16 protein-coding genes are annotated in these 15,024 nt (G+C 60.2%); 7 read left to right on the top strand and 9 right to left on the bottom strand.

Features of this window, described 5'->3' with window-relative positions:
* Positions 1-64 precede the first annotated feature (64 nt).
* From plsY to AC2FIC_RS11870, 6 genes are all read right to left on the bottom strand, one after another.
* Positions 65-673 (bottom strand): glycerol-3-phosphate 1-O-acyltransferase PlsY, encoded by a 609-nt coding sequence (gene plsY, locus AC2FIC_RS11895; RefSeq protein ID WP_142635346.1) that lies wholly within the window; start codon positions 671-673, stop codon positions 65-67.
* The gene (gene pyrC / locus AC2FIC_RS11890) at positions 673-1,953 is read right to left on the bottom strand and encodes a dihydroorotase (RefSeq protein ID WP_496691838.1); all 1,281 of its coding nucleotides are present in this window, start codon (positions 1,951-1,953) and stop codon (positions 673-675) included. Before pyrC ends, plsY begins: the two co-directional genes overlap by 1 nt.
* Complete coding sequence (locus AC2FIC_RS11885; protein ID WP_496691837.1) at positions 1,950-2,336, bottom strand: hypothetical protein; 387 nt, start codon at positions 2,334-2,336, stop codon at positions 1,950-1,952. The genes pyrC and AC2FIC_RS11885 overlap by 4 nt, the downstream gene beginning before the upstream one ends.
* On the bottom strand, positions 2,321-2,839 hold the full coding sequence (locus tag AC2FIC_RS11880; protein ID WP_496691836.1) for a hypothetical protein: 519 nt from the start codon (positions 2,837-2,839) through the stop codon (positions 2,321-2,323). The genes AC2FIC_RS11885 and AC2FIC_RS11880 overlap by 16 nt, the downstream gene beginning before the upstream one ends.
* Positions 2,836-3,771, bottom strand: a complete 936-nt coding sequence (locus AC2FIC_RS11875; protein WP_142635354.1) for an aspartate carbamoyltransferase catalytic subunit — start codon at positions 3,769-3,771, stop codon at positions 2,836-2,838. Before AC2FIC_RS11875 ends, AC2FIC_RS11880 begins: the two co-directional genes overlap by 4 nt.
* A gap of 74 nt (positions 3,772-3,845) precedes the next feature.
* Positions 3,846-4,505, bottom strand: coding sequence for a scavenger receptor class F, member 2 (locus AC2FIC_RS11870; RefSeq protein WP_496691835.1), 660 nt, complete (start codon positions 4,503-4,505; stop codon positions 3,846-3,848).
* 40 nt (positions 4,506-4,545) lie between these two features.
* Here AC2FIC_RS11870 and AC2FIC_RS11865 point away from each other — a divergent pair, with 40 nt between their 5' ends.
* The 6 genes from AC2FIC_RS11865 to AC2FIC_RS11840 all read left to right on the top strand — a co-directional run bounded on the left by AC2FIC_RS11865 (position 4,546) and on the right by AC2FIC_RS11840 (position 12,038).
* Positions 4,546-5,310 (top strand): uracil-DNA glycosylase, encoded by a 765-nt coding sequence (locus AC2FIC_RS11865; protein ID WP_496691893.1) that lies wholly within the window; start codon positions 4,546-4,548, stop codon positions 5,308-5,310.
* Positions 5,310-5,906, top strand: a complete 597-nt coding sequence (locus tag AC2FIC_RS11860) for a metallophosphoesterase family protein (protein ID WP_271948518.1) — start codon at positions 5,310-5,312, stop codon at positions 5,904-5,906. Before AC2FIC_RS11865 ends, AC2FIC_RS11860 begins: the two co-directional genes overlap by 1 nt.
* The gene (locus AC2FIC_RS11855) at positions 5,906-6,526 is read left to right on the top strand and encodes a LysE family translocator (protein ID WP_496691834.1); all 621 of its coding nucleotides are present in this window, start codon (positions 5,906-5,908) and stop codon (positions 6,524-6,526) included. Before AC2FIC_RS11860 ends, AC2FIC_RS11855 begins: the two co-directional genes overlap by 1 nt.
* Before the next feature lie 6 nt (positions 6,527-6,532).
* Positions 6,533-7,075 (top strand): molybdenum cofactor biosynthesis protein B, encoded by a 543-nt coding sequence (gene moaB, locus AC2FIC_RS11850; RefSeq protein WP_496691833.1) that lies wholly within the window; start codon positions 6,533-6,535, stop codon positions 7,073-7,075.
* Between the two features lie 104 nt (positions 7,076-7,179).
* Positions 7,180-8,634: an efflux RND transporter periplasmic adaptor subunit gene (locus tag AC2FIC_RS11845; protein WP_496691832.1), complete on the top strand. Its 1,455-nt coding sequence runs from the start codon at positions 7,180-7,182 to the stop codon at positions 8,632-8,634.
* Between the two features lie 5 nt (positions 8,635-8,639).
* Positions 8,640-12,038, top strand: a complete 3,399-nt coding sequence (locus AC2FIC_RS11840) for an efflux RND transporter permease subunit (protein WP_496691831.1) — start codon at positions 8,640-8,642, stop codon at positions 12,036-12,038.
* Here the strand turns inward: AC2FIC_RS11840 and AC2FIC_RS11835 are convergent.
* Together AC2FIC_RS11835 and AC2FIC_RS11830 are read right to left on the bottom strand one after the other, a co-directional pair.
* Positions 12,035-12,454: an NUDIX hydrolase gene (locus AC2FIC_RS11835; protein WP_496691830.1), complete on the bottom strand. Its 420-nt coding sequence runs from the start codon at positions 12,452-12,454 to the stop codon at positions 12,035-12,037. The two genes, AC2FIC_RS11840 and AC2FIC_RS11835, sit on opposite strands and share 4 nt — an antisense overlap.
* Positions 12,455-12,458: 4 nt before the next feature.
* Positions 12,459-13,271 (bottom strand): protein-disulfide reductase DsbD domain-containing protein, encoded by an 813-nt coding sequence (locus tag AC2FIC_RS11830; protein ID WP_496691829.1) that lies wholly within the window; start codon positions 13,269-13,271, stop codon positions 12,459-12,461.
* A 145-nt stretch (positions 13,272-13,416) separates the two neighbouring features.
* Between AC2FIC_RS11830 and AC2FIC_RS11825 the strand changes: the two genes are divergently transcribed.
* On the top strand, positions 13,417-13,971 hold the full coding sequence (locus AC2FIC_RS11825) for a YqgE/AlgH family protein (RefSeq protein ID WP_496691828.1): 555 nt from the start codon (positions 13,417-13,419) through the stop codon (positions 13,969-13,971).
* Here AC2FIC_RS11825 and AC2FIC_RS11820 read toward each other — a convergent pair whose 3' ends face one another.
* Positions 13,972-14,922 carry an L-threonylcarbamoyladenylate synthase gene (locus AC2FIC_RS11820; protein ID WP_496691827.1) on the bottom strand — a complete coding sequence of 317 codons (951 nt, stop codon included), beginning with the start codon at positions 14,920-14,922 and terminating at the stop codon, positions 13,972-13,974.
* Between the last annotated feature and the right edge of the window lie 102 nt (positions 14,923-15,024).

Genomic DNA, 15,024 nt, shown 5'->3' with positions numbered 1-15,024 from the left:
TCTGTAATGACAGAAATTACAGATGGAAATGATTCGATCAAGAGCCAATTAACTCAGGCGGATATCAGGTCTTGGACCCGATCCTGGGTTCGGTGCCAGCTTTGATGCGCGAGATATTGGCGGCATGGCGCCAGTACACAAGCAATGTCAGGACGATTCCCAGAATAAACGTCGACCCGTCACTCAAAACCATGACCCAGGTTGTAGACAGGGACGCTGCTGCAAGGGCCCCAAGCGACGAAATCCGCCAGATGGCAGCGGCCACCAGCCAAGTTATGCAGCAGGCAATGCCCACGCCCCAGTCAAGCGCTAGCCAGAGGCCCAGAAAGGTCGCGACACCCTTGCCACCTTTGAAGCCCAACCAAACTGGAAAACAGTGGCCCAGAAACGCGGCCAATGCGGCGACCTGTACGGCGTCTTCTCCGGCCATGGCACGGGCGAGCAAGACGGCAGCGGCCCCTTTACCGGCGTCAAAGATCAGAGTCAGCGCGGCGGCGGCCTTGTTACCGGTGCGAAGTACATTGGTCGCCCCAATATTGCCCGACCCGATATCGCGCAGATTTCCCAGTCCCATCACCTTGGCGATGATCATGCCAAAGGGGATCGACCCCATCAGGTATCCAATCGCGGCCCAGAGGATCAGCTGGGTCATCGTACTGTCGATCAGGGGCATCAGGGTCTCCGGTATACTTCTTGGCCTGCCACAAAGGTTGCGGTGACCTTACCTTGCATCCTCTGGCCGTCAAATGGCGTATTCTGCGATTTGGATCTAAGCGTGAACCGGTCCAGCACAAAGGGCACATCCGGGTCGAACAGAACCAGGTCGGCCGGCGCGCCCTCAGACAAGCGACCGCTGTCCAGACCCAGTCGTTTAGCTGGGTTCAGAGCCATCGCGCGGAACAGAGTCGGCAAGTCCAGTTGATCAGAATGGTACAGGCGCAAAGCCGCAGGCAGCAAAGTCTCCAGCGCCACTGCGCCCGAGGCCGCCTCTTCAAACGGGAGGCGTTTGCTTTCTTCGTCCTGTGGCGTGTGCATGGAACTGATCGTGTCGATCAGACCTGCCCGCACCGCTTCGATGACAGCCTGCCGGTCATCTTCCGACCGCAGCGGAGGTTTGACCTTGAAGAAGGTGCGATAGTCGGCCACGTCCAGCTCATTCAGCGTCAGATGGTGGATCGAGGTGCCAGCAGTGATGTCCAGCCCGTTCCGCTTGGCCCGTTCCAGCGCGGGCAGGGCGCGGGCGGTGGTAATCTGATCGGCGTGATAGGTCGCACCGGTCATTTCCAGCAACGCAATGTCGCGGTCCAGCCCCATACGCTCGGCCATTGGGGAAACGGCGGGCAATCCGCGCAAGGCGGCGAATTTGCCGCTGGTGGCGGCGGCGCCAGCGCTCAGCCCCGGTTCCTGCGGGTGGGCGATCACCAGCGCACCGCAGGATTTCGCATAGGTCAGCGCGCGGGTGAACACTTTGGTATCTGCAATGACATGATCACAGTCGGTAAAGGCGACGGCACCGGCATCCAGCAGAAATCCGATCTCGGTCATCTCGCGCCCCTCGCGCCCTTTGGTCAGGGCCGCCATGGGCAGCACGTTGACCGGGGCATCCGCCTGTGCGCGCCGGGTCGCAAATTCTAGCGTTTCCGGCGTGTCCACGGCGGGTAAGGTATCGGGGCGCGTCACGATCGTGGTCACACCCCCTGCCGCCGCCGCCAGGCCTGCGGATTTATAGCTTTCCTTGTGCCGCTCGCCCGGCTCGCAAACCTTGACGCCGAGATCGACTATGCCCGGTGCCAGGCAATGCCCGCCGCAGTCGATGACCTGCGCGTCAATCGACGGGGCCGCACCTTCGCCCTTGGCCACGATACGGCCATCAGCCACATGCACCCATCCCGGTGCGTCCGCGCCAGTTTCGGGGTTGATCAGGCGGGCGTTGGTGAAGATCAGATTGCTCATGCCATGGCCCTTTCAATAGCGGTTTTGGTAGCAGCAGGATCTGCCTGATACTTGATCAGGTGCTTGTCCCCGCCTTTTGTGACGATTTGAACAAAGCTACCCATGGTTTTGACAGCCTCGATCTGGTTCAGCGCCACTTTGCGCGGGCCAGGGCCGGTCAGAGTAGTGTCTGTCATTTCCCATGCGGCCGTCAGCTCTTCTGAGGCCAGATACCACGCACGAATGCCGATTGCAGCAAGGCCCGCTGGTGCGCCGGTCCACACATAGGGATTACCGATCAGCCAAAGGATGATCATGGCCCCTGCCATAGCCGCGGCTGCCATCCACGTGCTGGTGCGGATATAGGCCCCTTTGTCGGGTGGGAAAGTCACAGGATCAGCCATAGGGCACCTCCGATAACCAGAAGGAACAGCAGCACCAGAACCGCAGAGCCCATGCGACGCGGTCTGTCATTTTGCGGTGCGGATTGCGGCGCCGAATACGGTTTCGCGCTTTCCGTCTCAATCCGGCCACCTGCCCAGCTTGTTGCTTCTTCGGTGTAGAGGCCGATCAGGCGCAGCCTGCGGTCGGGGCGCAAAGCGGCTGCACGACCGCGAAATGCGGCGCTGCGGACCACCAGAACCCAGCCGTCAATCGCATCCAGCGCTGTGTGGTCCAGCTGATCTGCGGACACGTCGCAGCCCTCGGTCAGATAGCCATAGAGGCCAAGGTCTTCGAGGTCCGAGACGGGAAAGACGTCAACCTGTTCGGGATCCAGCCCCGCTACCCCTAGAATCTGATCGGCGGCTCCGGGTTCGCGCAGAAACTTGGCCTCTTCCGGGCGCATGTCGAGTGCGAACAGGCGGATAACGCCGTGTTCATGGGATGCGACGGCCAGATCGCTCATGCGGCCTCGCGCAGATTGCGGGCCAGCAGTTCCATCGCAGCCATGCGGACGGCGACACCCATCTCAACCTGCTCCTGAATGACCGAGCGGTTGATATCATCGGCTAGCGTTCCGTCAATCTCGACCCCGCGGTTCATTGGGCCGGGATGCATTACAATGGCATCGGGTTTGGCCTGCGCCAGTTTGGCGGCATCCAGCCCGTAGCGATGATAGTATTCACGTTCCGAGGGGATGAACCCGCCATCCATCCGCTCTCTCTGAAGGCGCAGCATCATCACGACATCGACGTCTTGAAGGCCTTCGTTCATATCGTCATAGATCTCGGCTCCAAACTCGGCAAATTGGCTGGGGACCAGCGTTGGCGGGCCGATCAGGCGAATGCGGTTTTCCATCTTGCCGAGCAGGATCAAGTTCGACCGCGCCACGCGGGAATGGGCGACGTCGCCGCAGATCGCGATGTTCAACCGGTGCAGGCGACCCTTGGCGCGGCGAATGGTCAACGCATCCAGCAGCGCCTGTGTCGGGTGCTCATGCCGCCCGTCGCCTGCGTTCAGTACGGCGCAATTCACCTTCTGCGCCAACAGATCAACCGCGCCGGAATGCGGGTGCCGCACCACCAGAAGGTCGGGATGCATTGCGTTCAGCGTCATCGCCGTGTCGATCAGCGTCTCACCCTTTTTGATCGAGCTGGCCTGCATTGCCATATTCATCACATCCGCACCCAGCCGCTTGCCTGCCAGTTCGAAACTGGCCTGAGTACGGGTCGAGTTCTCAAAGAACATGTTGATTTGCGTCAGCCCCGCCAGCACATCCGAGTGCTTGTTCGGTTGCCGGTTCATCTCGACATAGGTCTCGGCCAGATCAAGAATGGCGGTAATATCGGATTGGGACAGGTGCTCGATGCCAAGAAGGTGACGATGGGCGAAACGCATGGGCGGACTCCTGTCTGACAATCGGCCCGCTTATAGAAAGCCGCGCCGCGCAAGGCAACCTTGGGATCAAGGCGTTAGGGCAGTTTCTCGCACCCGCCTTCGGGCAAGCACAGTTCGCCGGGTTTGCACCATTTGCCATAGCCGCAGTCGATCGCCTTAACCGGCACACATCCTTGATGGTTCGAACATTTGAATCCGGGGCGGCATTGTGATCCGGTTTTCTCGCACAAGAACCAACCGGGCTGCGCGCATCCTCCGCCTGGCAGGCAGGATGATCCGGCCGCACAGGTCAAGCCGTCGTCACAGGTGATGGGGCTGCCGCTGGTGGCTGAATCCGGGTCGAATTCGGGGGTGTTTCGCTGGCATTCCCCGCGCGCGTTGCAAAAGCTATCGCCGGGGCAGTCCAGACGCGTGGTGCATGCGTTGGCTCCTTTGGGTGCGCAGCGCAACCCGCCGGCCACGCAGCGCTCGAACGGGCCGCAGCTGCGGCCGCCGCCGCAATAGGTGCCGCCCAGCGGGATGCAATGATTGTCGAAACTACATCTTTGCCCACCGGAACAGCACCGACTGCCACAGGCGAACTGCCCCGCCCGGCACTGATCGTTTCTGTCAAACAACTGCGCCGAGACAGGCCCGCTGACCAAGGCCAGTAGCGCCCAAATTGAAAGGAATCGAAACAGGATCAGCATGATTGCCCCAATGGTCAGTGCGACCGAGCGCGCAATCAAGGCCAATTCGCTTTCCCTCGGTCAAAAGGAGGTTAGATTGAGTGTCATGGAATCGGCTTTGGACTTTCACACAGCGCGGGCTCTGCTGGATTGGCAGATTGAACTGGGCGCGACGGATGCGATCGGGGATGCCCCGGTGGACCGCTACACGTTGCCCGACACTGCGCCCAAATCCAAAAAGCCCACAGCGGTACAAACGGCGCCGGAAAAGCCCAAGCCGGTCGATGCGTTGGCGATTGCCGATTCAGTTGCCAAGACTGCTGGATCGCTTGACCAGTTGCGCGCTGCGATGGATGCGTTTGATCATTGCGAGTTGAAACGTGGCGCGCGCCAGTTGGTGTTTGCCGACGGGACGCCGGGTGCGCGGGTGATGATTATAGGCGAAGCTCCGGGCCGGGATGAAGATCGCGAGGGCAAGCCCTTTGTTGGCCGGGCCGGGCAGTTGCTGGACAGGATGTTGTCCGCGATTGAGCTGAACCGTGCCGAAAACGTCTATATCACCAATGTTCTGCCCTGGCGGCCCCCGCAGAACCGGGATCCCAAGCCCGAAGAGATCGGCATGATGAAGCCGTTTCTGGAGCGCCACGTCGCATTGGCCAAGCCCGAGGTTCTGGTCGTGATGGGCAATATCAGCTGTCAGGCGGTGCTGGGCAAACGCGGTATAACTCGGTTGCGCGGCCAGTGGGATCAGGCTTGGGGGCTGCCGGTCATCCCGATGTTTCACCCTGCTTACTTGCTGCGGCAACAGCCAATGAAACGGCAGGCCTGGGCAGATCTGTTGGAGTTGAAGGCCCGGTTGGAGGGCAAGTGATGCGCATCCTGGCCTTTTCCGACCTGCATATGGCGCGCAGCCGGGCGGTCGAATTGGTTGCCGCCAGCGCCGAGGCGGATCTGGTGATCGGTGCTGGTGATTTCTGCAATATGCGGCAAGGGCTGGATCAGGCGATGGAGATGCTTGCAGGCATTTCGGCCCCTCTGGTCCTAACCCCCGGCAATGCCGAAAGCGTCCAAGAGCTGACAGCGGCTGTGCCCGAAGGTGTCCACGTGCTGCACGGCACCGGGATGACTGTGGACGGGGTGCGCCTGTTTGGTCTGGGATATGGTGTGCCCGTGACGCCTTTTGGCGGTTGGTCCTGCGATCTGACCGAGGCCGAGGCCGCCGAGTTGCTGGATCGGTGCGACGCTGCCGATATTCTGATTACGCATTCTCCGCCCAAAGGGCATGGCGATGTCACGTCAATGGGCGGCGCCGTCGGTTCGGTCGCGGTGCGCGACGCGATCGAGCGGGTGCAGCCGCAGCTTTCTCTGCATGGCCATATCCATGACAGCTGGGGGTATCGCGGGGCAATCGGGCGCACCCAGGTGGCCAATCTGGGGCCCAGACCAAATTGGTTTGAGCTGCATTGATGATCGAAACTGTGACCCTTCTGGCGTTTATCCCGGCTGCGCTCGCTCTGAACCTCACACCCGGAGCTGATATGATGTTCTGCTTTGGGCAGGGCCTGCGCAAAGGCGCACGGCCCGCGCTTGCGGCCAGCGCCGGTATTTCTGCAGGGTCGATGGTGCATGTCCTGCTGGCTGGGCTTGGGTTTGGCGCGGTGGTATCGACGCTGCCCTGGCTGTTTGATGTGATCCGTTGGTTGGGGGTGGCCTATCTGCTGTATCTTGCCTGGCGTTCGATCCAAAACGGTGCCGTGCCGGCCGAGGCACCGGCACATAGCGGGAAACTTGCGTTTCGTGATGGGCTGCTGGTCAATCTCACCAATCCAAAGGTCATCCTGTTCGTGCTGGCCTTCATCCCGCAATTTGTGGACCCGACCTTGGGGCCAATCTTGCCGCAGTTCCTGACCCTTGGCCTCATCATCGCGGTGGGCGGCTTTGTGGTGAACGGGATGGTCGGCATGTTTGCCGGTGGCACGGGCCGAGTCTTGGTCTCGAACCCGCGTGCGTCGCGTTTCATGGGCTGGGTGACCGGAGGGATTTTTACGGCGCTCGCCATTCGGCTTGCGATTATGGAAAGGGCCTGACGTCATATGTCACGCATCGACGAAAGCAAAGAATTCATTCCAGTTCGGATCGCCGTCCTCACTGTCTCGGATACGCGGACGCTGCCCGAGGACAGATCGGGACAGACTTTGGTGGATCGGATTCAGGCGGCGGGCCATTGGGTCGCGGACCGCAAGATCCTTCCGGATGAGCGCGCCCAGATTGCAGAACAGCTGCGCGTGTGGATCGCAGATCCTGAAATAGATGCCGTCATCTCGACCGGGGGTACCGGCCTGACAGGGCGCGACGTTACAGTCGAGGCGCATCGGGATGTCTACGAGAAGGAAATCGACGCATTCGGCACGGTTTTTACAATCCTGTCGATGCAAAAGATCGGCACCTCTGCCGTCCAGTCGCGCGCCACAGGTGGCGTCGCCGGGGGCACCTATCTGTTTGCATTGCCCGGCAGCCCCGGTGCCTGCAAGGATGCCTGGGATGGAATATTGCTAAAACAGTTCGATTATCGTCACCGGCCCTGCAATTTCGTGGAAATTATGCCCAGATTGGACGAACATCTGCGACGGAAGTAAGATGGTTACACGTTCAAATGTGTATTACCGCTTTGTGGCTTGGCATTTTTCGGGGCAAAGCTACCTTCTGAAATGCCAGCCTGATGCGAACGGGGTGATAGTAAATGCGCTTTCTGAGGCAGAGCCTTGCCGGAGTTTTCCTGACGTCCTTGACGTTGGCACTCTTGTTTGTGGCGGTTCAGATGATCGCGGGTGCAGTGCAGGATGTTCTGACGCGCGAGGATGCCGCTCCGCAGGCGCGGGAGCGGATTTTTGCGGTTACTGTCCGGCATGCCGAAGTGGAAACCGTAACGCCTTATCTTGAAGCATTTGGTGAGGTGCAAAGCCGACGCCGCCTGGAACTGCGTGCAGCGCTTGGTGGCCGTGTGATAACCTTGTCCGAAGATTTCGAAGATGGCGGTGCTGTCACTGCAGGAGAGGTTCTGGTCGAGCTTGATCCGGCGGATGCACAATCGGCGCTGGACCGCGCCAAGTCGGACCTGCTGGATGCTCAGTTTGAGGAACGCGATGCCGAACGGTCGCTGCTGCTGGCGCAGGATGAGCTGAACTCGGCCGAGGCGCAGGCCGAATTGCGGGGCCGTGCCCTACAGCGTCAAAAAGACTTGAAAAGCCGGGGAGTAGGCGCGGCGGCATCCGTGGAAGAGGCGGAACTGGCCGAGGCATCGGCACAGCAATCTGTTTTGGCCCGGAGGATCGCGCTGGCACAGGCGGAATCGCGCGTCGATCAGGCGACGACGTTGCTGTCGCGTGCCCGTATCGCACTGGCCGCCGCCGAACGTGATTTGGAAGACATGACCATCCATGCCCGGTTCGGGGGCACATTGACCGACGTAACTTTGGTCGAGGGTCGCCTGGTGTCAGCCAACGAAAAACTGGCCGAATTGGTTGATCCTAAAGCACTTGAGGTGGCCTTTCGCGTCTCGACCGCGCAATTCGTGCGCCTGCTGGATGCTGAAGGGGATCTGATCAATTCCCCGGTCACTGTATCGCTAGAGGTCACAGGAGCAGATCTTGCGGCACAGGGCCGCATAAGCCGCGATAGCGGCTCGGCCGGAGAAGGGCAAACCGGTCGCCTGCTTTATGCCTTGCTCGAGGATACTTCGGGATTCAAGCCCGGTGATTTCGTGACAGTCTCGGTTCAGGAACAGCCGCTTGAGAACGTGGTGCGCCTGCCGTCCTCGGTTCTGGATTCAGCAGGGACGGTTCTGATTCTGGGCAAGGATGACCGGCTTGAGGTTCTACCAGTGCAGTTAATCCGCCGTCAGGGTGATGAGGTGCTGCTGCGCGGGCGGGGGTTGGAAAGTCGCGAGGTTGTCATTGGTCGAACGCCTCTGCTTGGGGCCGGTGTCCGGGTCAGACCGCTGCGGGATGAGGCCAATGCAGGGGGCCAGATGGATATGGTCGAGCTGTCCGAGGAACAGCGTGCCCAGCTGGTGGCGCAGGTCGAAGCCAGTGATGCATTGCCTCAAGATGTCAAAGCCCGCGTGCTGGGCCAACTGGGCGAAGCCAAGGTTCCCGCGTCGTTGGTGCGCAGCATCGAAAACCGAGCCGGAGGTTAGGCGCGATGATGCGCGAAATTCCCGGCGCGGCTGGGGGGATACTCAGCTATTTCACGCGCCACAGGACGGTCGCCAACCTGCTGCTGCTAGTTATGCTGGTGCTGGGCGCGGCTGCCATCCCGAATATGCGGGCGCAGTTCTTTCCCGATGTGATCCTTGAACGGGTGGATGTCAGCGTTAGCTGGGATGGAGCTGGCCCTGAAGATGTCGATAATGGCATCGTTCAGTTGTTGGAGCCGGCCCTTCTGGCCGTTGAAGGCGTGTCCAGCACCTCTTCGACTTCGCGCGAGGGCACAGCCCAGATCCGGATGGAGTTCGAGCCGAACTGGGATATGTCTCGCGCGGTCGAAGAGGTCAGAACAGCGGTCGACAGTGTCACCAACCTGCCAGACGACGCTGATGAGCCGACCATCCGACGCGGTGCCTGGCGCGATCGCGTCACGGATGTTGTCGTCACCGGCCCTGTCGATCCTGAACAGCTGGCCAAGTTCACCGATGAGCTGATCAACCGTTTGTTCGCTGTTGGCGTGACCCGCACCACGATCCGGGGCCTCGCCGCGCCGCGCGTTGTAGTCGAGGTGCCCACAGCACAGCTGATCGCCAACGACATCACCCTATCCGAGATCGCCTTAGCCATCGCTGCCGAGGTCAACGCCAATCCGGCAGGGGATGTGACAGGGGCCAATGCGCGCATTCGCACGGGCACCGAAAAGCGCAGCCCGGAAGAGATCGAAGGGATTACGCTGCGCAATTTCACCGATGGCTCAAAGCTGTTGATCGGTGATGTGGCGCAGATCCGGATCGAGGGGGTTACCCGAAACCGCAGCTATTTTGTTGGCAAGAACCCGGCAATGTCCGTCCGTGTGGACCGGTCAAATCTGGGGGACGCGATTGAAATTCAACACACGGTCGAAGATGTCGTCTCGCAGATGCAAGCCAGCCTGCCCGAGGGCGTAAAGGCCGAGCTGATCCGGACACGGGCGCAAGCGATCACCGACCGGCTGGATATTCTGGTCGATAACGGGTTGGTTGGGCTGGGTCTTGTGGTCTGCCTGCTGTTTCTGTTTCTGAATGCGCGGATTGCCTTTTGGGTTGCCGCGGGTATCCCGGTGGCAATGTCGGCGGCGATTGCGTTCATGTATATTGGCGGCCTGTCGATCAACATGGTGTCGTTGTTCGGCTTGATTATCACTCTGGGTATCGTCGTGGATGACGCCATCGTTGTGGGTGAACATGCCGATTTTCGCGCGCGACGGCTGGGTGAGCCACCAATGGTGGCCGCCGAACGCGCCGCACGTCGCATGGCGATGCCGGTCTTTGCTGCGACGCTGACCACGGTTATTGCCTTTTTTGGCCTGACTGCGATTGGTGGCCGTTTCGGAGAGTTAATCCGCGACATCCCCTTCACGGTGATAGCGGTGTTGATCGCCTCGCTGATCGAGTGCTTTCTAATCCTGCCCAACCATATGGCCCACGCGATTGCGCACTCTGCCAAGGAACATTGGTATGATCTGCCGAACCGTGTGGTTAACAAGGGGTTTCGCTGGGTGCGCGATACGCTGTTCCGACCGCTGATCGCCTGGGTAATCTGGGCACGCTATGTGGTGGTGTCGGCGATGATCGTCATTCTGGCCAGCCAGATTTCCCTGTTCATCCGCGGGGACGTGAACTGGCGGTTCTTCAATGCGCCCGAGCGTGGATCAGTTACAGGCAATTTTATCATGGCCGAGGGCGCAAGCCGCGCGGATACGTTGGCCATGATGCACCAACTACAGGCCTCGGTAGAAGCGCTTGGCCAACGCTATGAAGAGCGGCACGGGCGCAACCCCATTGATTACGTGCTGGCCGAGATCGGGGGATCCGCGGGCCGTGCACTTTCGGCAGCGGATGGCAAGGAAACGGATTTGCTGGGCGGGATTTCGATCGAGTTGATAGATGCCGACCTGCGCCCCTATTCGAGCTTCGAGTTTGTCGGAGAGTTGCAGGAAATGGCGCCAAGCCATCCCAAACTTGAGCTGCTCAGCTTCAGGGGCTGGCGGTCTGGTCCGGGAGGAGATGCGATTGACGTGCAGCTCTACGGCGCCGATGTGAACACGCTTAAAACGGCTTCCGAGGACTTGCAGGTCGCGCTTTCGAAATACCCTGAGGTTTCAGCGCTGGAAGATAATCTGGCCTATGACAAGGAAGAGTACATTTTGGATCTGACCGCGCAGGGGCAGGCGCTGGGCTTTCGGATCGAAACATTGGGCCGGGTGCTGCGGGACCGTCTAAACGGGATCGAGGCCGCGACCTTCCCGGATGGCCCGCGCAGTGCCGAGATCCGGGTTGAATTGCCTGAAGGGGAATTGACCGCCGATTTCCTGGAACGCACACTGATGCGCACGCCCGATGGAGTCTATGTCCCGTTGGCCGATATCGTTTCGGTTCAGCGTAAATCCGGATTCTCGACCGTGCGGCGTGAAAACGGGCTGCGGGTGATTTCGGTCTATGGCGATATCTCCGAGGATGATCCAACACGCGCGGCCGAGATCGCCCGTGCGATGAGCGAGGAAATTCTGCCCAATATCGCAGCCACACGTCAGGTCGAGTGGACCATGGCAGGTCTGAGCGAGCAGGAAGAAGAGTTTCTGTCCGAAGCCCGTACCGGTCTGATCCTGTGCCTGACGGGCATCTATCTGGTGCTGGCCTGGGTCTTTGCCAGTTGGACCCGACCATTGGTGGTGATGGCGATCATTCCGTTTGGTTTGGTCGGAACCATTTGGGGTCATTATATCTGGGAGGTTCCGCTCAGCATGTTCACGGTCGTTGGCCTGCTTGGGATGACCGGAATCATCATCAACGACTCGATTGTTCTGGTGACGACGATTGACGAGTATCAGCAGACTCGTGGGCTGATGCCCTCCATCGTCGAGGGGACATCGGACAGATTGCGGCCAGTAATGCTGACGACGCTGACCACGGTTCTGGGCCTGACCCCACTGTTGTACGAAGGATCGCAGCAGGCACAGTTCCTCAAACCGACTGTGATCACGCTGGTCTATGGGTTGGCGTTTGGGATGGTACTGGTATTGCTACTCGTTCCTGCCCTGCTGGGGATCCTGAACGATCTGTCGCGGCCAATGACGGCCATGCGTCGCGCAATTCGGGCGCCGGATCGTGTGGTGCAGGGGGCGCTTGTTGTCACCGGGTTTGCCTTGATGCTCTGGTTTGCGTTGACGATGATCTGGCCTGCGGTGACCGGGTCTCCACCGGGCCTTGTTTCGGGGCTTTATGCCGGGCCAGAGGGCCCCTCAATCCTGCGGATGGGGTTTGGAGCTTTTACTGCCGGCGCCACGGTGATTCTGGTGGTGAGCATTGTTTTGTCGGGCCTGTTGTACGCCCGTCTCAAAGGACGCACCGCCTAGCCCTGACGTAGTGCGGTTTCCAACAGGTTTGTGACCCGGTCACTCATGGGCAGTGCGCCTTGTCGGATCAAGTCCAGTGGAAACCAGCGCGCATCCATGGCGTCATCCCCCGCAACCGGCTGTCCGGTCTGATACTGGCAAGCCACGCCGACCAACAGGTAATGAGACAGAACCGCGCCATGAGCGTCGCGGCGCAACAGGTCCAGATTGTCCAGATACCGCAACGGCTCGGCAATCACCGAGGTTTCTTCGCGCAGTTCCCGCTGTGCTGCCTGCAGGACGGTTTCGCCCCATTCCACATGGCCGCCGGGAAAGCCCCATAGCCCCTTATCCGGTTGCTTGCTGCGCTGAACCAGAAGGACTTGCCTGTCATGAATGACGACCGCAAGTGCGCCAATTTTCGGAAATTGCGCCATGGGATCAGCCTGCGCTGCACCCGAGAATGTCCACCGCGTGATTGGCCCCAAGAACAGTGATCCGGATCTTTGACCGATCCAGCGCAAAAGGACCACCAGATGCGCTGATAACCTCGGATGTGGCGACCAGAGTACTGCCCTGCCGCTTGGCGTCGGTCTGCGAAGCCCACAGCTCGGGGTTGCCGGGCTCGATCACGGCAACCTCGCGGCCACCGGCGGAAGGCATGGTGACGCGTGCCTCGATCTGCATTCCGTCAGATGTCGGGGTCAGGTGGCAACGTGAGTTCGCTACCTGGGCCTCTTTGGCGGAATATGGACGCTTGGCCAGCGCCGCGGCAATCGTCGGGTTGCGCTCTGCCTCAGCGTTCAGGATGTGATCGAACCCCAGACGTTCTGGTATGCAGACGTCTTTGCAGACCCCCAAGTCCACCGTGCCTTTCAGCCGGACCGGTTTTGTCGGATTCTTCGGCAAAATTTCGACAGGGAGGACCATTTGATTTTGGTATCCAATCGACTGCAGGCCATTCTGATCAAAGACATCCGGCGCGGGCCATGTGATCGACACGCTGCCGACATTGGTTGATCTTTTCCAGTCGAACTGTGGCGGAATACCCGCATCGCCCGGCGCCCGCCAATAGGTCTTCCAGCCGTCCTGCAGGGTCACCCGCAGCGCCCCAAGATAGGCTCCATTTGCTGTGCGCCCGCCGTCCAGGATATCCAATTCGGCCACTGAGCCGACCACTTGTGCAGATGCCGGACCAATCGCGCCAACGGTCACGGCAAGGGCGGCTGCCAGAAATGTCTTGTGAATGTTCATACCCTATAAATGCGTGGTCTCGAGGCGAATTCCAAGTCACGTTCGGGTCACTCGAATGAAATCTAGCGAAATCGCCGCTCGTCCCTTGCCAATACCGGGACTGCGGGGGCATTGTTGATGGGAGCTCAGCAAGAGATGTCGTCTTATGGATCTGACCGGTAAACTGTTGATTGCGATGCCTGGGATGGGCGATCCGCGTTTCGATCATTCGGTTGTCTATATTTGCAGCCATGGCGACGATGGCGCGATGGGTCTGATCATCAACAAACCTTCGGATTTACGCATAAAGACGCTGCTGGGTCAGTTGAATATCGCTTGCCGTATCCCGATCGTGGGTGAGCGTCTGGTGCATTTCGGCGGCCCGGTCGAGATGTCGCGCGGATTCGTCCTGCACAGCGCCGATTATGACGCGAACCTCCATTCCCTGCAGATTTCGGGCGATTTCAGCATGACTGCAACGTTGGACGTGCTTGAAGACCTGGCCTCGGGGCAAGGGCCGCTGAATTCTATGCTGACGCTAGGGTATTCAGGCTGGGGACCCGGGCAGCTTGAGGATGAGATCGCGATGAACGGATGGCTCACAACCGAGGCGGATTCGAAGCTGGTGTTCGATGTCCCCGATGATCAGAAATGGGAGGCGGCGCTGGCAACGCTGGGTGTCGATCCTCTGACTTTGTCGGCCAGCGCAGGGCGCGCCTGATCAACTGTCACGTGGCGCTGCGGCCCGGCGCAACCGGTCGTTGATAGCGGCACCCAATCCGTGGTCCGGAATAGGGGACACGGCAATCGGGCGTCCGGTGCTGTTGAGCTTGTGCAAAGCCGCAAACAGATTGGCCGCCGCCTCGGTCAGGTTGCCATCAGCGGACAGGTTCAGGTCGCATTCGACCGGCCCAAATCCCAAGAGAATCTCGTCACCATATGTAGTCTGCGCGTGCAACCGGACCGCCTCGTCCGGCGCGTAATGCGACAGCATCTGTCCGGGTGCTGTTAGCGTGTCGCCGGATTGGTGTAGATGCAATGCCGAGCCGAGAGCTGCTTCGATCTGGTCCAAAGCCACCCCGCCGGGGCGTAGCAGTGCAGGTTCTCCAGCGAGGCCGACAATGGTGGATTCCAGCCCGACACCACAGGGACCGTCATCCAGAATGGCAGCGATGCGCCCGTCCAGACCGGCGCGGACATGCGCGGCTGTTGTCGGGCTGATCTGTCCCGAAGGGTTGGCCGAGGGCGCAGCGACCGGCCCGTCGAACATCTCGAGAATAGCCCGGGCAGAAGGATGCGCAGGGACCCGAACCGCCAATGTATCCAGCCCGGCAGTGACAAGCGACGATACACCGTGCCCTTCCCGCAGCGGCAGAACCAGAGTCAGCGGGCCGGGCCAGAACGCCTGTGCCAACGCCTCGGCCTGATCTGACCATTCAACAAACTTGCGCGCGGACTCTACCGATGCGACATGCGCAATCAGAGGGTTGAAACTGGGTCGGCCCTTGGCGGCATAGATGCTGGCGACAGCCTCTCCGTTGCGGGCATCCCCACCCAGCCCATAGACCGTTTCAGTCGGGAAAGCGACCAGCTGTCCCTGCCTCAAAAGATCCGCAGCCTGAGCAATTCCCGCCGGGTCGGCTGACAGTTCGAGTGTACCGTTAGAGATCATTGTGAGTGACGCCGCGTTTTGATTGCTTGTAGCATAAGGATGGGTACGTAATCGTTCAAACCCAGATGAATAACGGCGAGTCAGCGGATTTCCAACCCCGGC

The organism is Ruegeria sp. CDSC079, assembly GCF_059610505.1.
This window is presented reverse-complemented; position numbering and strand designations above follow the sequence as displayed.